Source organism: Mesorhizobium sp. B2-1-3, from assembly GCF_006442495.1.
Taxonomy (GTDB): Bacteria; Pseudomonadota; Alphaproteobacteria; order Rhizobiales; family Rhizobiaceae; genus Mesorhizobium.
Genome location: NZ_VFWL01000003.1, coordinates 163,113 through 180,820, shown reverse-complemented (window position 1 = coordinate 180,820; position 17,708 = coordinate 163,113). Strand labels below are relative to the sequence as shown.

The window sequence follows — 17,708 nt, the reverse complement described above, 5'->3', positions numbered from 1 at the left end:
GGAGCCGACGATGACGATCCTCTCCGAACTCGAACGCAAGGTTCTGTGGCTGGCGGTCTGGATGATCCATCATGCCAATCATGTTCGCGGCTCGCAGGACGGCCTCAAGATTGGCGGACATCAGGCGTCCTCGGCGTCCGCCTCGACCTTGCTGACGGCGCTCTATTTCCAGATCCTCAGGCCTGAAGACCGTATCGCCGTCAAGCCGCATGCCAGCCCGGTTTTTCACGCCATCCAGTATCTGTACGGCAAGCAGACGCTCGAGCAGCTGCAGAATTTTCGCGGCTATCGCGGCGCGCAGTCATACCCGTCTCGAACCAAGGATATCGACGACGTCGATTTCTCGACCGGGTCGGTTGGACTGGGCGTGGCACAGACCCTGTTCTCCTCCCTGGTCCAGGATTATGTCAGGGCAAAGGGCTGGAACGCGGACCAGCCTGAAGGTCGGATGGTCGCCCTTCTCGGCGACGCCGAAATGGATGAGGGCAATATCTTCGAGGCCCTCCTCGAAGGCTGGAAGCACGGCCTGCGCAACACCTGGTGGGTCGTCGACTACAACAGGCAGAGCCTGGATGCGGTGGTGCGCGAAGGCCTGTGGCAGCGCTTCGAGTCCATCTTTCGCAACTTCGGCTGGGATGTGGTGATCCTGAAACATGGCACCTTGCAAAAGGCGGCCTTTGAGGAAGAGGGCGGCGAAAAGCTGCGGTCATGGATCGATGCATGCCCCAACCAGCTCTATTCGGCGCTGACCTTCCAGGGCGGCGCTGCATGGCGCCGGCGCCTTCTGGACGACCTCGGTGACCAGGGATCGGTGACCCGGCTGGTCGAGAAGCGCAGCGACGAAGACCTCGCCGCATTGATGGCAAATCTCGGCGGCCACGATCTGGCGAGCATCGTCGATGCCTTCGAGCAGGCGCGAGGGCATGATCGTCCGTCCTGTTTCATCGCCTATACGATCAAGGGCTTCGGCCTGCCGCTGGCAGGCCACAAAGACAATCACGCCGGATTGATGACACCGGCGCAAGTCGAGGCGCTGCGACAAGCCATGGGTGTCCGCCAGGGGCGTGAATGGGACATGTTCGAGGGCCTTGCATACGATGAGGCCGCGATCCGGTCCTATCTGGCGTCGTCGCCTTTCGCGCAGGCAGCTACCCGTCGCCATAAAGCCTCGGCCGTATCCGTGCCGGCACAGATACCCTGGCGCGCGCAGGTCTCCATGTCGACACAGCAGGGCTTCGGCCTTCTGATGCATGAGATCGCCAAGTCAGACAGCGATTTTGCAAAGCGTGTGGTCACCACGTCTCCGGACGTCACGGTCTCGACCAATCTCGGCGCCTGGGTGAACAGGCGAGGCCTGTTCGCGCGCGGCGACCAGGCGGACCTCTTCCGTGAAGAACGCATACCCTCCACCTTCAATTGGACGTTTTCGCCGTCGGGACAGCATTTCGAACTGGGCATCTCGGAGATGAACCTCTTCACGATGCTGTCGGCGCTGGGTTTGTCGCACTCGCTTCACGGCGAGCGGCTGCTTCCGGTCGGCACGCTCTACGACCCTTTCATCGAGCGTGGCCTCGATGCGCTGAACTATGCCTGCTATCAGGACGCGCGCTTCATTCTGGCGGCAACGCCCTCCGGCGTGACGCTGGCGCCAGAGGGCGGAGCGCATCAGTCGATCGCCACGCCGCTGATCGGCATGGCGCAGGACGGCCTGGCCGCATTCGAGCCGGCCTATGTTGACGAGCTGGCAGTCATCCTGCGTTGGGCGTTCGACTACATGCAGCGCTCCGGCGAGGCCGAGCCCGACGACCAAACCTGGCTGCGCGATCGTACTGGAGGTTCGGTCTACCTCAGGCTCTCAACGCGATCGGTCGAACAACCGTCTCGCCAGATGGAGGATCCGCTGGCGCGCGCCATCGTCGACGGCGCCTACTGGTTGCGCAAGCCCGGGCCCAATGCCGCTGTGGTGATCGCCTATTCGGGAGCTGTCGCGCCGGAGGCGGTGCAGGCGTTGGGGCTGATGGCCGGAGATCGGCGCGATGTCGGGCTTCTGGCCGTGACCTCGGCCGATCGGCTGAACGCCGGCTGGTCTGCGGCGGCGCGGGCGCGCCAGTTTGGCCATCCGCGCGCCACCAGCCATGTCGAGCGCCTGCTGGCTGGCCTCCCGGCCTCGTGCGCCATCGTGACGGTGCTGGACGGGCACCCCGCGACGCTCGCCTGGCTGGGATCGGTCCATGGCCACCGCACGCGCGCGCTCGGCGTCGAGCATTTCGGCCAGACCGGTACGATCGCGGATCTCTACCGGCATTACGGGATCGATGCGCAAGGTATCATGGCAGCAGTGCAATCGGTTTCGGCCGGCCGGCCGCTGCGGCACCTTGGCTCGGCCGCCTGACGATCCGCCAGCATCGCCTCGCGCCTGCTGGTACGGTAGGAGGCCGTCAATACCGGAATTCCTTGAGAGCCGCGGCCGATCGTCGGCGCCATCTTCCCGCATGGCGAGAAAAGCATGGGGGAGATGAAAATGGCCGAGGCCGGCGATGTCATGAGCCGTGAAGCGCTGCGGTCGCCGGTGAGAACAGCGACGGCAATGGCGCATCACGGCGAGCTCATCCAGGGCGTCTTCAAGGATGATGGCGGGCGCCTTCATCGCGGGCTCGTGACGCTGCCGATTGCTGGCTTGAGATCCGAGGCAAGCTTCGCCAGGAGCGACGGCGATGCGGTCGTTGTCCACCCCGATCATAAGGTCAAGGCGGCGGCAGCCGCGCGCCTCACGCTCGATTTTCTGAACGTCACTGGCGGCGGCGAGCTGACACTTCAAAGCTCAATCCCTGTGGGGCACGGCTACGGCTCATCGACGGCTGACGTTGTCGCTTCCATTCGCGCTGTCGCCGCAGCCGTCAACATCCAGCTGCGGGCGTCGAGCATCGGGCGTCTGGCCGTGGCTGCCGAGCGCGCCAGCGACGCGATCGCGTTCGATGAGCACGCAGTGCTCTTCGCGCAACGGGAAGGCATGGTGATCGAGAATTTCGGGGGCTCCCTGCCGCCGCTGCTCCTGGTCGGGTTCAAGGCAAATGGCGGGGTTCCGGTCGACACATTGCAGCTGCCGCCTGCACGCTACGACAGTACCGAGATCCAGGAATTCGGCGTGCTTAGGGCGCTGGTGGCGCGGGCGGTTCGCCTTCAGGATCCCTATCTTCTCGGACGTGCCGCCTCGGCCAGTGCGGTGATCAGTCAACGGCACTTGCCGAAACAGGGCTTCGGCGAGATCGCCGACATCGCCAGGCGAGCCGGGGCGTGCGGGGTGCAAGTCGCCCATAGCGGTTCGCTGTTTGGCCTGATTTTCGATCTTTTCACATCGAATCTGAAGCGACGGGCGGCCCTCGTCGCGCAACAGATAAGACGTGCCGGCTTCAAGGATGTCGAAGTTCACTTGGTCAACGCGGAGAGCTGGACATGGTGACCTTCGACGTGGACTATTTCAGGGACCTTGAGACCCCGCGCCTTGCTCTGCTGGCGCCCAATCTCGTGGCCGCTGCGTTCCCGCTGATGAAGCTGATGCCGGCCCGCTACATTCTGGATCGGGCAGCGTCGAATGGCGAACTGAAGGCCGGCTCCCATATCGTCGAGACGACGTCCGGCACATTTGGAATGGCGGTGGCGCTGCTGGCGGCGGCGCGTGACTATCGCCTTACGCTCGTCACCGCTTCAACGCTGATCGATGCCAAATACAAAGCCCGTCTGGAGCGCATCGGCGCGACGGTTATCGCCCTTGACGATCCGCGCGGCGATGGCAACCAGCCGGGCCGGCTGGAGCGCCTCAAGGAAATCCTGGCGAAGGAGCCGGATGGCTTCTGGACCCGCCAATACGACAGTCCGGGCAATTGGCTTGCCTATGCGCGGCTGGCCGAACTCTTTGTCCGGGCCATGGGCAGGATTGACTGCCTGGTCGGCTGCGTCGGCACGGGAGGCTCGCTATGCGGCACCGCCTCCTTTTTGCGAACTGTCTTTCCCCACCTGATGGTGTTTGCCGTCGATACCCATCGCAGCATTCTGTTCGGGCACCCTGTCGGCAAGCGCATGCTGCGGGGCTTGGGCAACAGCGTTCTGCCGAAAAATGTCAGGCATGAGCTTGTCGACGAGATCCATTGGGTTGGCGCCTACCCGGCGTATAGGAGCGCGCACCGCTTGCTGCGCGAGCATGGCATTTTCATGGGGCCGACCAGCGGCGCCGCCGCCTTGGTGGCGCAATGGGTTGCAACGACGCTTCCTGACGCGCAGGTGGCGGTGATCATGCCTGACGAAGGCCATCGCCATGCCGAGACCGTCTACAATGATGAGTGGCTTGCGGCGCTGCCTGGCTGGCCCTGCAAGGAACTGTCGGAGCCGAGGACGCTGACGACCATCGCACCGGCCGAAGAGACGCAATGGACGCGCTTTCTTTGGCTGCGTCGCTGCCTCGGCGATGTGCTGAAAACGCAGGCGGCAGGCGAAGTGCCACCGGTTGTTGGTGCGGCGGAAAATCTATGAAACGAGATCCAGCCCGTTTTTGTCGAGCCAGCGCCAGGCGTCGTGCGTCGTCTGGAAGATCTGGTCGTGTTCGTTCGATCCAACGGAGCGATCGAGGTCCTTGAGGCCGCTGGCTGTCACGACGGCCACGACACGGTCTGTGGCTGCGATGACACCTTGGTCCTTCAACGTCGATATCGCTATCAGCGGCGTGACCGAGGCCAGTTCGGCAAAGATTCCTTCCTCCCGCGCAAGGCGTTCCTGCATCGCGATCAGGCCGTGATTGCTGACGGGGACGGCATGCCCGCCGGATTCGCGCAGAGCCTTCAAGGCCTGAAAGGTGCTGCGTGGCGTGCCAATCGATACGGCTAGGCTGTCGAAGAGCATCTTGCGTTCACTCAACGCATCGGCGCCGCTGGCCAGAGCGTGCGCCAGCGACCCATGCACCTCTGCTGCGACGAGACGAGGCAAGCGCGTGATCGACCCTGCCGCGAACAGCTCGCAAAAGCCAGCCCACACGCCGGACAACGCATCACCATAGCAGACCGGCAGGACGCACCAGTCTGGCGCCGTGCCATTCGATTGCTCGACGATCTCATAGGCGATCGTCTTGTAGCCCTCGATGCCGAGTGGATGGCTGCCGACGACCGGACCGTGATAGGGCGATGCGATGAACCAGTCGTAACGGGCAGCCGCCTGTTCAAGCAGCGACCATCGGTCCATTTTGTTGACCAGGGGCAAGACCGTCGCGTCATACTTTCGGATCTGCGCCAGCATCGCGCCGGCCGACCCCGCGAAAGTGGTGACGACGCATTTGAGACCAGCTCGAGCGGCGTAGGCCGCCAGCGAAGCGCCGGCGTTTCCCGATGAGGCGGTCGCGACGATTTTCGCGCCACGTGCGCGCGCCACACTGACCGCGATGGTCGAGAAGCGGTCCTTGTGCGACCAGGTCGGGTTTCGGCCTTCGTCCTTGATTGCAAGGTCCGGCACGCCCAGAAACGCGCCGATGCGCGGTGCGGCAAGCAAAGGTGTCAGACCCTCGCCAAGGCTCACCGCGTCGGCTTCTGTGCAAGGCAGCATATGCGCAAAACGCCACAGCGAGCGCGAACTGGTGACGCCGTCAAAGGGATGGAGGTGCGGGACCGCATAGACCGGACGAAGATTTGCCGGCGCGGTGTCTTGGCAGTGGGCGCATCCCCTGGAGTCGATGGTGACGTGCGCAGGCGAGGAAGCGCCGCATCGGATGCAGACGAACTCCAGGACACGACCTGCGTCCATACCAGGCGGCTTTTGCTCGCCCGAGAGATGCGCGGACATGTTGTGTGCGAGGTCGCGAAATGGCCGGCTCGCCATGGCTATTCCTTATTCAGGAAACGAGGAATTCGCTTGTTGTTTCAACAGCCCGCAGCACGGCTGTCAATGCGGAATGTGCACTATAGTGTGTCGCACCACAGTGCGCGTCGTAGCATCCGTTGTTGGATGAAACTTCGCGGCGTTTTCGGCCTAAACGTGCAGCGGCTTCGCAGAGAGCGAAAACTCTCTCAGGAGCAGTTGTCTTTCGTTTCGGGCCGCACGCGCGCCTATATCAGCAGCGTCGAAGCCGGGCGGCGCAACGCTACGCTTGATACAGTCGAAATTCTGGCCAAGGCGTTGAATGTCGAGCCACAAGAGTTGGTTTCAGCAAACCCGGCAAGTAAGCACGCTGTTCGGGTGACGAAGCCGGCCGCCTCAAAGTCGAATGAATGAAGCCGGACTTCCGCAATTCAGTGCTGACCTGATTTTCACTTATCTCGTCTTTGTGACACGTGATTGACTCCTTTAGTATACATTCGATGCGTGTCCCATTGAAGATGGTGTCTAGACAGCCATAGGTTGTTCTGCGGGGTAGGGCCTGACTTTGGTTGAGGTCTTCCAATGGAGAACGAAACTGTTGTCGACCTTTTTGCGGCGATCACCAAGATCGATACTGCGCGGTCGGCTGATGCAATCCTTCAAGAGTTCCGCTCAGCCATGGGGCGTTACGGATTGCGCAATTTTCTGATCACCGGACTGCCCGTGCCGCACGATACGGACTGGCAGCGTGAAATCCTGGGCGATGGCTGGCCTATCGATTGGTATCGGCGCTACGTCTCCGAGGATCACTTTTTGCACGATCCGTGTGTTGCGCAGTGCCGGCACTCGCCGGAGCCCTTCCTGTGGCGCGAGCTGCCGGCCGCAAGGTTGGGTGCACGCGCGAAGCTGGTCATGGACGAAGCTGCCGAGTTCGGGATGAAAGAAGGTATCTGTGTACCCATTCACGTGCCTCTGGCGGGCCCAAGTGTGGTCACTGCGGCGAGCGACCGGATGGACGTGCCGCCGAGCGCCATGCCCCTTATCGAGACGGTTTGCGTGCATACCTTTCGCAGCCTCTCAGGGCTGGGAACACCCGGCGATGGCGAAGAGCCCACGCCCTTGACGGCGCGCGAGCGCGAACTCCTGGAGTGGAGCGCGCAAGGCAAATCCACCGATGACATCGCTTGTATCCTTGGTGTCACCAGGAACACGGTTGAAAGCCATCAGCGCAACATTCGAGCAAAGCTCGATGCGATCAATGTCGCGCATGCCATCGTCAAGGCGCTGCGACGGCAGGAAATCCAGATTTAGCAATACCTGAATACCGTCATACGTACGGCAAGTCCGTTTTCCTACGACCCTCCGCCTGGAGGCGTCATGGTTCGTATACATCTGGTCACTTGGGATAACAGGAAGCACTACAGGAAAGTTCTGGAGCGCTACTTTCGGATACGCTACGAGATTTACGTCAAGCAGAGGCGATGGCGCGCCGTCGCACGGCCCATCAACATCGAGATCGACGCCTTCGATAACGAGCATACGCTTTATGTTCTGGCGCTTGATACCAACGGCAAGATCCTAGGCGGCTCCCGTCTCGTCCCGACGCTGGAGCCGCATCTCATGAGCGAAGTGTTCCCGGTTCTCGCCGGCGACAGGCCTCCGCGAGCGGCTGAAATTTTCGAGTGGACGCGTTTCTTCGTCGTTCCATCGCTTCGTACGCACGGCACCCCGTCGCCGATCGCCGGCTTGGTTCTCTGCGGTCTGCTCGAGATCGCTCAACGTCTGGGGATTCGACAGATCAGTGTGGTGTGCGAGACATTCTGGCCAAAACGGCTGCGCGCGCTTGGGTGGACGCTGACCGAGCTCGGTGACGTTCTCGAACATCCCGACGGCGATATCATCGCGTTGCTGATCGAGGTCACGCCCGAAGCTGTTGAACAGACGCGCCGCGCTTACGGCATCAGCGGCGTCATACTTGCCGACAACATCTAGGCTCGTAACCAGGCACCTGCGGGAAGCGCGCGAGGGCTCGATCGTCAGGGGTGTATTGTCATCGCGCCCATTTGCGCGGTAGTCAGCCCTATGATGTGTCGAACCCGGTTGATGGACTCATGAAGCCGCTGGTCCTGATCGCCTCGAAGGACCCGGATTTCTTCCTGGTCTTCGGCCACATACTTTCGGTAGCCGGCTTCGAAACACAGCTGATCACGGGAGACCGGGAAATCGCACGTGCCATCGCGGCGACAGCCCCGCTTGCCATAATCGTGGACTGCCATCCGGGCGACCGTGCAATCGTCAAGCAGTGCAGCTGGTTGAAGTCGACCGCCGCAACCAAAGCGACGCCGGTCGCGAGCCTGGTTGCCCCGCGCTCCGGCAGGCTGCATCTGGACTTGATCAAGGCTGGCGTCGACGAAATATTTTCCCGGCCGTTCGCCCCCGAACAGCTGCTGACATGGCTGCACGGCAAGGCGGGCATAGCGAAGCTTTCACGCGAAACGGACTCGGGTGAGTTGGTGCAGGGCGATTTTCGGCTCGAGCGACAGACCCACCGGACATTCTTCAAGCAAAAGGAGATCGTCATGCCACCGATCGAGTTCAAGCTTTTGCGCAGCCTTTTGGGGCAACCTGGCAAGGTCTTGAGTCGCGAGGAGCTGGTCGCGACGGCATGGCCTGAACATGCCGCCGCAACCGACGTGCGGGGCGTCGACGTCCATATAGCCAGGTTGCGCAAAAGGCTTCGGGCGTCGGTGGGAAGCGATGTGATCCGGACCGTTCGCTCGGCAGGTTACGCGTTCGCGCCGGACTGGTGATCTGACGGGCGTGCAGCGTTCCTGCGCGGGCGGTGCCGGCACGCCGGTCGACACGCGTCTCATCTCAATGGCTCAAGATGGTGTCCAGGAACAGCCGCGCGCGTGGGTGAGCGGCCGCTGAGAAAAACTCTTTGGAAGAGGCACGCTCGATAATGCGGCCGTCGTCCATGAAAACAATCTCATCGGCGACTTCGCGTGCGAAACCCATCTCATGCGTCACGCAGACCATGGTCATGCCGGTTTTCGCGAGCGCGATCATGACGTCGAGGGCTTCCTTGATCATTTCCGGGTCGAGCGCGGAGGTGGGTTCGTCGAACAGCATGATTCGGGGATTGAGGCAGAGCGCACGCGCGATCGCCACCCTTTGTTGTTGACCACCCGAGAGCTGGGCCGGGTAGGCTTGCGCCTTTTCGGGAATGCGCACCGCCGTCAGATGCTGCATGGCGATCTCTTCGGCCTCCCGGCCGGTTTTCAGGAGAACCCGTCGCAGCGCCAGCGTGCAGTTGGCAAGCACGGTGAGATGCGGAAAGAGGTTGAAACTCTGGAACACCATGCCTGTCAGCCGGCGCGCCGTCGCCGTGTCCCGGGCATTTCTTCCCAGTGCTATCCCGTCGAGCTGGATCGTTCCCTTTTGAAAAGGCTCAAGACCGTTGCAGCAGCGGATCAGCGTCGATTTGCCCGAGCCGGAAGGCCCGCAAACGACGATGCGTGTGCCCGCGCGGATCGTCAGATCAATATCCTTCAAGACGTGCAGGGCACCGAACCATTTATTGAGGCCATCGACCCGGAGATGCGCGGTGGTTTGAACGGAGGAGACTGGGAGCGAGACTTGAGCGAGCATCAGCGACGTCCGGATGCAAGCAGGCGCTGCTCGACACGCTTTACGCCATAAGCAACGATCAGCGCCAAGGCGAGAAACAGAATGCCGGCGACGGTGAGCGGCTCCGCGTATCGATAGGTTTCAGACGCGATATCGAAGGCGCGGCCGAGCATTTCGGGTACCGCCAGGATCGCGAGATAGGGCGTGGCCTTGAGGATCGAAACGAGATAGTTGCCCAACGGTGCGGCGACGTTGCGCAACATTTGCGGCGCGACAATGAAAACGACCGTGTCGCGGCGGCTGAGCGACAAGGCTCTGGCTGCTTCCTGTTGGCCCTTCGGGATCGCGTCGATGCCCGCCTTGAACACCTCCGCCAGATAGCCGCTGTAATACAGGCTCAGCCCCAGTATGCCGACCGTCATGGCCCCAAGCCGGATGCCGTAGAAAGGCATGACGAAATACAGGAAATAGAGCCAGGCCAGAACCGGCGTCGAGCGGATGAAGTCAATCAGAAAGCGGACGGCGAGGCCGGGCGCGCCGCCGCCGCGGCGGATCATCTCGAAACTGAAACCAAGCGCTGAAGCGCCGAGACAACTCAACACCGTTGCCAGCAGAGTCGCTCCGATTGCCCCGAGAATGGTCGGAATGGTCGAGAGCGCGAAGTCAAAGTTAAATCCCACCAGGCGTTCCTCTTTCAGGATTTGACCCGCGCCTCGAGCCAGCGGCCGGCGAGTGCGATCGGATAACACACGACGAAGAAGGCCAGCAGCAGCGCTGAGTAGATCGCCACCGGATCGTATTCGGTCTGCGCGATCTCCTTGGCCCGGAAGGTCATGTCCGTCAGCGTGACCAGCGAAACGAGGGACGTCGCCTTGACGAGCTGGATAAGATTGTTGACGAAGGTGGGGCTCATGGCGACCAAGGCCTGCGGCAGCTCGATCAGAAACAGGATCGCCGGGCGCGAGAGGCCGAGCGCCATGCCCGCCTCGCGTTGGCCGGCGGGAAGAGATTGCAGTCCGGCGCGCACCGCCTGGCTGGCGTAGCCGCCCGTGTTGAGACCGAGCACCAGTGCACTGACGGTCAGCGCCGATAGGGTGACCCCCATCACCGGCAGCACATAGTAAAAGACGAAGAGCAGGACGACCACCGCGGAACTGCGCCAGAATTCAATCATGGCGGTGACCAGGAAGCGGGTCATGCCGGTGGTCAGAAACTGCGCGACGCCGAAGACGAGCGCGAAGGGGATCGCAAAGACCAGGCCATAGGCCGTGACCTTCAGGGTGATGCCCAGCCCCTGCAGAATGCCTAGCCAGATCTCGAACATGTTCACGAGGTGCCACCTATCTTTGCTGAAAGGGGTGCCGATGATGTCAGTATGGTTTCAGCGTGCCTCAGGTCGGCGGCTTTCCGCTCAGAAATCGCGTCCTTCTGACCGGACCTCATGGCAATTCTCCGTGCGGTGGAAAGAACGATCGCCTTTCCGGAGAGGCCATCGGTGGCTTTGTCATAAGCCCGGCGGGAGTCTTCTGTCAATAAACATGGACATCTTACTGCAAAAGTTCATATTTGAGCTGCGGCGAAGGCGGAAAGACGTCGGGCTTAAAGCGCGATGACCGTCGGCGCCGCCGTTGGCCGGTAATTTTACGCTACGCTACGACGACGGCTGAAACCGGTTGAACCGGGCTGCTCCAAGGCTCTTTTGATCGTCCCCGACCGGGCGTTGTTCGACGTGTTCCCGGCCAGAACGGGGACAGTATGGCCATCTCGCACAACGATACCGAAGGACGCGCGCGCAGTTCGCGCATGCTGCGCACCGCGCTTGGACCCGCCATCGCCCGGTTTCTCGACGATCCCGCGATCGTCGAGGTCATGCTCAACCCGGATGGCCGCATCTGGGTGGATCGGCTTTCGGACGGTCTGGCCGATACAGGGAACATGCTGGCGCCCGCCGCCGGCGAGCGCATTGTGCGTCTGGTCGCCCATCATGTCGGCGTCGAGGTCCATTCCCGTTCTCCACGCGTCTCGGCCGAGTTGCCGCAGACCGGCGAGCGTTTCGAGGGCCTGTTGCCGCCCGTGGTGGCCGCGCCGGCCTTCGCAATCCGCAAGCCCGCCGTCGCCGTGTTCACGCTCGATGACTATGTCGCGGCGGGCACAATGTCGGCCGCCCAGGCCGCGATATTGCGTGCCGCGGTTGCCGTGCGCGCCAACATCCTCGTCGCCGGCGGCACGTCGACTGGCAAGACGACGCTCACCAACGCGCTGCTTGCCGAAGTGGCGAAAGGGACGGACCGGGTCGTCCTGATCGAGGACACCCGTGAACTCCAATGCGCCGCGCCCAACCTTGTCGCAATGCGCACGAAGGACGGCGTCGCCACGCTTTCCGACCTGGTTCGCTCGTCTTTGCGCCTGCGGCCCGACCGCATCCCCATCGGCGAGGTGCGCGGCGCCGAAGCTCTGGATCTGTTGAAGGCATGGGGCACAGGGCACCCTGGCGGGATAGGCACCCTTCATGCGGGCTCCGGTATAGGCGCGCTGCGCCGTCTTGAGCAGCTTATCCAGGAAGCCGTTGTCACCGTGCCGCGTGCGCTGATCGCCGACACGATCGGGCTTGTCGCTGTGCTCGCCGGACGCGGCAACGCGCGGCGGCTTGTCGAACTGGTCAGAGTCGAGGGTCTCGGCGCCGACGGCGATTACCGCATTGCTGAAGCTGCCCCCATCAACACAGGAGAAAATTCATGATCCGCCTGCTTTCGCGCTGCCGCGCCGGCCTGGCTGCGGCCTGCGTCGCAATTGCCGTCAATCTCGTGGTGGCTCCGGTCGCCCATGCGTCAGGCTCCTCGATGCCGTGGGAACAGCCGCTCGAAAAGATTCTTCAGTCCGTCGAGGGACCGGTTTCCAAGATCGTCGCCGTGATCATCATCATCGTCACCGGCCTGACGCTGGCCTTCGGCGACAGTTCGGGTGGCTTCAGGCGGCTCATCCAGATCGTTTTTGGCCTTTCGATCGCCTTTGCGGCGTCGAGTTTCTTCCTGTCGTTCTTCTCGTTCGGCGGCGGAGCGCTGATCTGATGACAACCGCTCTTGAACAACTCGACGCGGTGCGGGGGTGGACGGTGCCCGTCCACCGGGCGCTGACGGAGCAGATCCTGCTCGGCGGCGCGCCGCGCGGAATAGCGATCCTCAATGGCACGCTGGCGGGCGCGGTCGGCCTTGGGCTGCGGCTGTGGCTGGTCGGTCTCCTCATCTGGGCAATCGGACATCTCACGGCGGTATGGGCCGCCAGGCGCGATCCGCTGTTTTTCGAGGTTGGGCGCCGACACCTGCGGCTCCCCGGACATCTTTCGGTTTGAGGGCGCCGCTATGATGAGCCTTGCCGAATACCGCCGAACCGCTGCTCGCCTTGCCGACTATCTGCCTTGGGCAGCACTCGTCGCGCCGGGCGTCGTGCTCAACAAGGACGGCAGTTTTCAGCGCACCGCGAGGTTTCGCGGCCCCGATCTCGACTCCGCCGTCGCGGCAGAGCTTGTCGCGGTGGCGTCGCGCATCAACAATGCCTTTCGTCGCCTCGGCTCGGGCTGGAGCGTCTTTGTCGAAGCACAGCGGCACGAAGCCGCCTCCTATCCCGAGAGCCAGTTTCCCAATGCGGCCGCCAGCCTGCTCGATGCCGAGCGCAAAGCCGATTTCGACGAGGAAGGGGTTCATTTCGTATCGAGCTACTTTCTCACATTCCTGTTTTTGCCACCGCCCGAAGACGCCACGCGCGCCGAGGGGTGGCTTTATGAGGGTCGCGACCAGTCGGACGCGGATCCGGGCGAGATCGTGCGCGCCTTTGTCGACCGGACAGGGCGCGTGCTGTCCCTGCTCGACGGGTTCATGCCGGAATGCCATTGGCTCGATGACGGCGAAACGCTCACTTATCTGCATTCGACGATCTCGACCAAACGCCATAAGGTGCGCGTCCCCGAGACGCCGATCTATCTCGATGCGCTGCTCGCTGATGAACCGCTCGCCGGCGGGCTCGAGCCACGACTTGGCGATAAGCATCTTCGCGTGCTCTCGATCGCCGGCTTCCCGACCGCAACGACACCCGGCCTGCTTGATGACCTCAATCGGCTGGCCTTCCCTTACCGCTGGTCGACCCGTGCGATCCTGCTCGACAAGGTCGACGCTGTCCGACTGTTGACCAGGATACGGCGGCAATGGTTTGCGAAGCGCAAGAGCATCGCCTCGATCCTCAAGGAGGTGATGACCAACGAAGCGTCGGCCCTCCTCGACACCGACGCCGCCAACAAGGCGGCCGACGCCGACACCGCATTGCAGGAGCTCGGCGCCGACATGGCGGGCATGGCCTATGTCACCGCGACCGTCGCGATATGGGATTGTGACCCGCGCGTGGCCGACGAGAAATTACGGCTTGTCGAGAAGGTCATCCAGGGCCGCGACTTCACGGCGATTGCCGAGACCGTCAACGCCATCGACGCCTGGCTTGGTTCCTTGCCCGGGCACGCCTACGCCAATGTCCGTCAGCCTCCCATCTCAACGCTCAATCTCGCCCACATGATGCCCCTCTCTGCCGTGTGGGCGGGGCCGGAACGGGACGAGCATCTGGTCAGTCCTCCCTTGCTTTACGGCAAGACCGAAGGCTCGACCCCGTTCCGGTTGGTCCTTCATGTCGGCGATGTAGGTCATACGCTGGTCGTCGGCCCCACTGGAGCCGGCAAGTCGGTGCTGCTCGCGCTGATGGCGCTGCAGTTCTGCCGCTACCGCAACGCTCAGATCTTCGCCTTCGATTTCGGCGGGTCTATCCGCGCCGCGGCGCTCGCCATGGGGGGCGACTGGCACGATCTCGGAGGGCACCTCACCGAAGGCGTGGACGCCTCCGTTTCGCTGCAGCCGCTCGCCCGGGTTCATGACACATACGAGCGTGCCTGGACGGCTGACTGGATCGTCGCGATCCTGATGCGCGAAGGCATCCAGATCACCCCGGACGCAAAGGAGCATATCTGGGCGGCGCTAACGTCGCTTGCCTCGGCTCCCGTCGAGGAGCGCACCATCACCGGGCTCAGTGTGCTCTTGCAAGCCAATGACCTGAAACAGGCATTGCGCCCATACTGTGTCGGAGGCGCTCACGGCCGATTGCTCGACGCCGAGGCCGAACACCTCGGACAGGCATCCGTGCAGGCCTTCGAGATCGAAGGACTGGTGGGCACGCAAGCCGCGCCGGCCGTCCTCTCCTACCTGTTCCATCGCATCGGGGACCGGCTCGACGGGCGTCCGACGTTGCTCATCATCGACGAAGGCTGGCTCGCCCTCGATGACGGGGGGTTTGCCGGGCAGTTGCGCGAGTGGCTGAAGACGCTGCGCAAGAAAAACGCCAGCGTCGTCTTCGCCACCCAGTCGCTTGCCGATATCGACAATTCGACTATTGCGCCCGCGATCATCGAAAGCTGTCCAACCCGGCTGCTGTTGCCCAATGAGCGCGCGGTTGAGCCGCAGATTGCCGCCATCTATCGGCGCTTCGGCCTGAACGACCGCCAGATCGAAATCCTGGCACGAGCCACACCCAAGCGCGACTACTACTGCCAGTCCCGCCGCGGCAACCGTCTCTTCGAGCTCGGCCTGTCCGAGGTCGGGCTGGCGCTTTGCGCCGCGTCCTCGAAGAGCGATCAGGCCCTGATTGGCAGCATCATCGCCGAGCATGGCCGCAACGGCTTCCTGGCGGCCTGGCTGCGTGCCCGTGACGTGGGCTGGGCCGCCGACCTCATTCCCAACCTAACCCTTTCCGAACCTGAAAAGGATTCCCAGCCATGACTGTTCGTCAAAGGCGCCCACACGCCCTTCTCATGGTCGCGGCGATACTCGCCGCGCCGGTCGCCATCTCGCCGACTGCGCCAGCGTATGCCTTCATCGTGTTTGATCCATCGAACTATTCCCAGAATGTTCTGACGGCCGCGCGTTCGCTGCAGCAGATCACAAACCAGATCACCTCCCTTCAGAATCAGGCCCAGATGCTGATCAACCAGGCGCGCAACCTGGCGAGCCTGCCTTTGTCCTCGCTCCAGCAACTGCAACAGTCGGTGCAACGCACGCAACAGCTTCTCGGGCAAGCACAAAACATCGCCTTCGACGTCCAGCAGGTCGACAAGGCCTTTCAGCAGCAATACGGCAGCGTCTCGCTTTCTGCATCCGACCAGGAGCTCGTCACGGACGCGCGCTCGCGCTGGCAAAACACGGTGGGCGGCCTTCAGGACGCCATGCGCATCCAGGCGGGCGTCGTTGGAAACATCGAGACCGGCCGCGCGCAAATGTCGGCGCTGGTCGGCGCCAGCCAATCGGCGACCGGAGCGCTGCAGGCGACGCAAGCTGGCAATCAGCTTCTTGCGCTTCAGGGCCAGCAGCTCGCGGACCTGACCGCTGTTGTCGCCGCCAACGGTCGCGCCCAGGCGCTGACCGAGGCCGAACGTGCCGCCGCGGTCGATCAGGGGCGGGAGCAGCGCCGGCGCTTCCTCACTCCCGGCTCGGGCTACGAGGTCGGCTCGGTCCAGATGTTTAACCGCTGAGGTCGATGGCCATGGACGGCAAAACCCTCGCTCGCGCGGTGGCTGTGATCTTTGTCGCGGCCGCCCTCTCGGCGGCCGCGCTCGGTATGAGCCGGAAACAGAATAAGCTGGCGGGCGAGGGCGCGCACACAAGCGCAGGCTTGATGCCGAACCCGCTTCGCGAGGGTCTGCGCCGTTGCCAGGTCCTCGGCGAGGCTGCCCTGCGTGACGATGGATGCGCGCGGCTATGGGCCGAACAGCGCGATCGCTTCCTCGGCCTGAAACAGCCATCGGGGCCTTCGATAGGCGAGCCCGACGCGCCAGATGCAGCCCTGCACGAGGCCCGATAGATATGGGCAATACTGGCGTCATCGACCAATTCCTGGCGACTTTCACCCGCTACATCGACAGCGGTTTCGGCCTGCTCGGCGGCGAGGTCGCCTTCGTCGCCACCACGCTGATCGTCATCGACGTGACGCTCGCCGCGCTCTTCTGGAGCTGGGGCGCTGATGACGACATTCTTGCGCGGCTTGTCAAGAAGACGCTCTTCGTCGGTGTCTTTGCCTATCTGATATCCAACTGGAACGGTCTCGCCCAGATCGTATTCGAGAGTTTTTCCGGTCTTGGCCTGAAGGCGAGTGGAACCGGTTTCTCGGCTCAGGACCTGCTGCACCCCGGCAAGGTGGCGCAAACCGGTCTCGATGCGGGACGGCCATTGCTCGAGGCGATCTCAGGTTTGATGGGCTACGTCTCCTTCTTTGAAAACTTCATCCAGATCGTCTGCCTTCTATTCGCCTGGTCACTGGTCCTGCTTGCCTTCTTCATCTTGGCGGTACAGCTCTTCGTAACGCTGATCGAATTCAAGCTGGCGACGCTGGCCGGTTTTGTGCTGATCCCCTTTGGCCTCTTCGGCAAGACAGCCTTCATGGCCGAGCGCGTCCTTGGCAACGTCATCTCATCGGGCATCAAGGTGCTGGTGCTGGCCGTCGTCATCGGCATTGGCTCGACCCTGTTCGGCGAGTTCACTCAAGGGTTCGGCGGCGAAAACCCCACCATCGATCAAGCTATGGCAATCGTGCTGGCTGCATTGTCGCTTCTCGGTCTCGGCATCTTCGGCCCGGGCATCGCCAACGGCATCGTCTCTGGCGGACCGCAACTCGGTGCGGGTGCCGCCGTCGGTACAGGCCTGGCCGCAGGCGGCATGGTGCTTGCCACGGGCGGCACCGCAAGCCTCGCAGCCCGCGGCGGCTCGGCGGCTTTCTCCGCAGGCAGCTCCATTGTGCGTGGCGGCTCGATTGCAGGCGCGTCGGGCCAGGGTGACACCGCAGCTGCCGCCTCCGCCCTGGGCGGCGGCGTTGGCAGCGGCGGTGTTTCGCAAAATGGCTCGCCGCTCAGGCGCGCCGCCGCGCGTGCCGGTGAATCCGTGCAATCGGCCTCCTCGGCTAGCCCACGGTCCGCCAACGCGGAACGCGGTGAGACCGCGACAGCGGGGACGGTTAGGGGCAATGCCGAACGCGCAAGCGACCCTCCCGTCTCCCGCGCGGCCGGCGCGGGCGAAGTGGCACAAAATACACCCGACTGGGCCAAGCGCATGCAGCGGTCCCAGCGCCTGTCGCACGGCGTCCAAACCGCTGCCCACGCAGTTCGCGCTGGCGACGGCCATGGCAGCGGTAGTTCCGTTTCTCTCTCCGAAGGCAAATGA

General features: G+C 63.1%; 18 protein-coding genes. 14 read left to right on the top strand and 4 right to left on the bottom strand.

Annotated elements, in window-relative coordinates; translation table 11 throughout:
* Positions 1-10: 10 nt before the first annotated feature.
* The 3 genes from FJ973_RS07970 (at position 11) to FJ973_RS07960 (ending at position 4,527) form a co-directional block, all read left to right on the top strand.
* On the top strand, positions 11-2,392 hold the full coding sequence (locus FJ973_RS07970) for a transketolase (RefSeq protein WP_140522990.1): 2,382 nt from the start codon (positions 11-13) through the stop codon (positions 2,390-2,392).
* Positions 2,393-2,515: 123 nt separating this feature from the next.
* Complete coding sequence (locus FJ973_RS07965) at positions 2,516-3,460, top strand: kinase (protein WP_140523430.1); 945 nt, start codon at positions 2,516-2,518, stop codon at positions 3,458-3,460.
* Positions 3,454-4,527 carry a PLP-dependent cysteine synthase family protein gene (locus tag FJ973_RS07960; RefSeq protein WP_140522988.1) on the top strand — a complete coding sequence of 358 codons (1,074 nt, stop codon included), beginning with the start codon at positions 3,454-3,456 and terminating at the stop codon, positions 4,525-4,527. The genes FJ973_RS07965 and FJ973_RS07960 overlap by 7 nt, the downstream gene beginning before the upstream one ends.
* On the opposite strand, the gene FJ973_RS07955 is transcribed toward FJ973_RS07960, so the two are convergent.
* Positions 4,522-5,784, bottom strand: coding sequence for a threonine synthase (locus FJ973_RS07955; RefSeq protein ID WP_140523428.1), 1,263 nt, complete (start codon positions 5,782-5,784; stop codon positions 4,522-4,524). The genes FJ973_RS07960 and FJ973_RS07955 overlap by 6 nt on opposite strands.
* Before the next feature lie 201 nt (positions 5,785-5,985).
* On the opposite strand from FJ973_RS07955, the gene FJ973_RS07950 reads away from it, so the two are divergent.
* The 4 genes from FJ973_RS07950 to FJ973_RS07935 all read left to right on the top strand — a co-directional run bounded on the left by FJ973_RS07950 (position 5,986) and on the right by FJ973_RS07935 (position 8,648).
* Positions 5,986-6,252: a helix-turn-helix transcriptional regulator gene (locus FJ973_RS07950; protein WP_140555418.1), complete on the top strand. Its 267-nt coding sequence runs from the start codon at positions 5,986-5,988 to the stop codon at positions 6,250-6,252.
* A gap of 168 nt (positions 6,253-6,420) precedes the next feature.
* Positions 6,421-7,149: a LuxR family transcriptional regulator gene (locus FJ973_RS07945; RefSeq protein WP_140522984.1), complete on the top strand. Its 729-nt coding sequence runs from the start codon at positions 6,421-6,423 to the stop codon at positions 7,147-7,149.
* 66 nt (positions 7,150-7,215) lie between these two features.
* Positions 7,216-7,830, top strand: coding sequence for an acyl-homoserine-lactone synthase (locus tag FJ973_RS07940; protein WP_140522982.1), 615 nt, complete (start codon positions 7,216-7,218; stop codon positions 7,828-7,830).
* A gap of 71 nt (positions 7,831-7,901) precedes the next feature.
* The gene (locus FJ973_RS07935) at positions 7,902-8,648 is read left to right on the top strand and encodes a response regulator transcription factor (RefSeq protein ID WP_226880663.1); all 747 of its coding nucleotides are present in this window, start codon (positions 7,902-7,904) and stop codon (positions 8,646-8,648) included.
* A gap of 64 nt (positions 8,649-8,712) precedes the next feature.
* Here FJ973_RS07935 and FJ973_RS07930 read toward each other — a convergent pair whose 3' ends face one another.
* Genes FJ973_RS07930 through FJ973_RS07920 form a run of 3 tightly spaced genes read right to left on the bottom strand, consistent with a single transcriptional unit; the run spans position 8,713 to position 10,792 of the window.
* On the bottom strand, positions 8,713-9,489 hold the full coding sequence (locus tag FJ973_RS07930; RefSeq protein ID WP_140522980.1) for an amino acid ABC transporter ATP-binding protein: 777 nt from the start codon (positions 9,487-9,489) through the stop codon (positions 8,713-8,715).
* Complete coding sequence (locus FJ973_RS07925; protein ID WP_140522978.1) at positions 9,489-10,148, bottom strand: ABC transporter permease subunit; 660 nt, start codon at positions 10,146-10,148, stop codon at positions 9,489-9,491. The genes FJ973_RS07930 and FJ973_RS07925 overlap by 1 nt, the downstream gene beginning before the upstream one ends.
* Before the next feature lie 14 nt (positions 10,149-10,162).
* Positions 10,163-10,792, bottom strand: coding sequence for an amino acid ABC transporter permease (locus tag FJ973_RS07920; RefSeq protein WP_210239488.1), 630 nt, complete (start codon positions 10,790-10,792; stop codon positions 10,163-10,165).
* Between the two features lie 431 nt (positions 10,793-11,223).
* On the opposite strand from FJ973_RS07920, the gene trbB reads away from it, so the two are divergent.
* Genes trbB through trbL form a run of 7 tightly spaced genes read left to right on the top strand, consistent with a single transcriptional unit; the run spans position 11,224 to position 17,708 of the window.
* On the top strand, positions 11,224-12,207 hold the full coding sequence (trbB, locus tag FJ973_RS07915) for a P-type conjugative transfer ATPase TrbB (protein WP_140522976.1): 984 nt from the start codon (positions 11,224-11,226) through the stop codon (positions 12,205-12,207).
* Positions 12,204-12,536 (top strand): TrbC/VirB2 family protein, encoded by a 333-nt coding sequence (locus FJ973_RS07910; RefSeq protein ID WP_140522974.1) that lies wholly within the window; start codon positions 12,204-12,206, stop codon positions 12,534-12,536. The genes trbB and FJ973_RS07910 overlap by 4 nt, the downstream gene beginning before the upstream one ends.
* Positions 12,536-12,817, top strand: coding sequence for a VirB3 family type IV secretion system protein (locus FJ973_RS07905; protein ID WP_140522972.1), 282 nt, complete (start codon positions 12,536-12,538; stop codon positions 12,815-12,817). The genes FJ973_RS07910 and FJ973_RS07905 overlap by 1 nt, the downstream gene beginning before the upstream one ends.
* A 10-nt stretch (positions 12,818-12,827) precedes the next feature.
* Complete coding sequence (gene trbE, locus FJ973_RS07900; RefSeq protein ID WP_140555417.1) at positions 12,828-15,278, top strand: conjugal transfer protein TrbE; 2,451 nt, start codon at positions 12,828-12,830, stop codon at positions 15,276-15,278.
* Positions 15,275-16,027 (top strand): P-type conjugative transfer protein TrbJ, encoded by a 753-nt coding sequence (gene trbJ, locus FJ973_RS07895; RefSeq protein ID WP_140522970.1) that lies wholly within the window; start codon positions 15,275-15,277, stop codon positions 16,025-16,027. The genes trbE and trbJ overlap by 4 nt, the downstream gene beginning before the upstream one ends.
* An 11-nt stretch (positions 16,028-16,038) precedes the next feature.
* Complete coding sequence (trbK-alt, locus tag FJ973_RS07890; protein ID WP_140522968.1) at positions 16,039-16,356, top strand: putative entry exclusion protein TrbK-alt; 318 nt, start codon at positions 16,039-16,041, stop codon at positions 16,354-16,356.
* A 2-nt stretch (positions 16,357-16,358) separates the two neighbouring features.
* Positions 16,359-17,708, top strand: coding sequence for a P-type conjugative transfer protein TrbL (gene trbL, locus FJ973_RS07885; protein ID WP_140522966.1), 1,350 nt, complete (start codon positions 16,359-16,361; stop codon positions 17,706-17,708).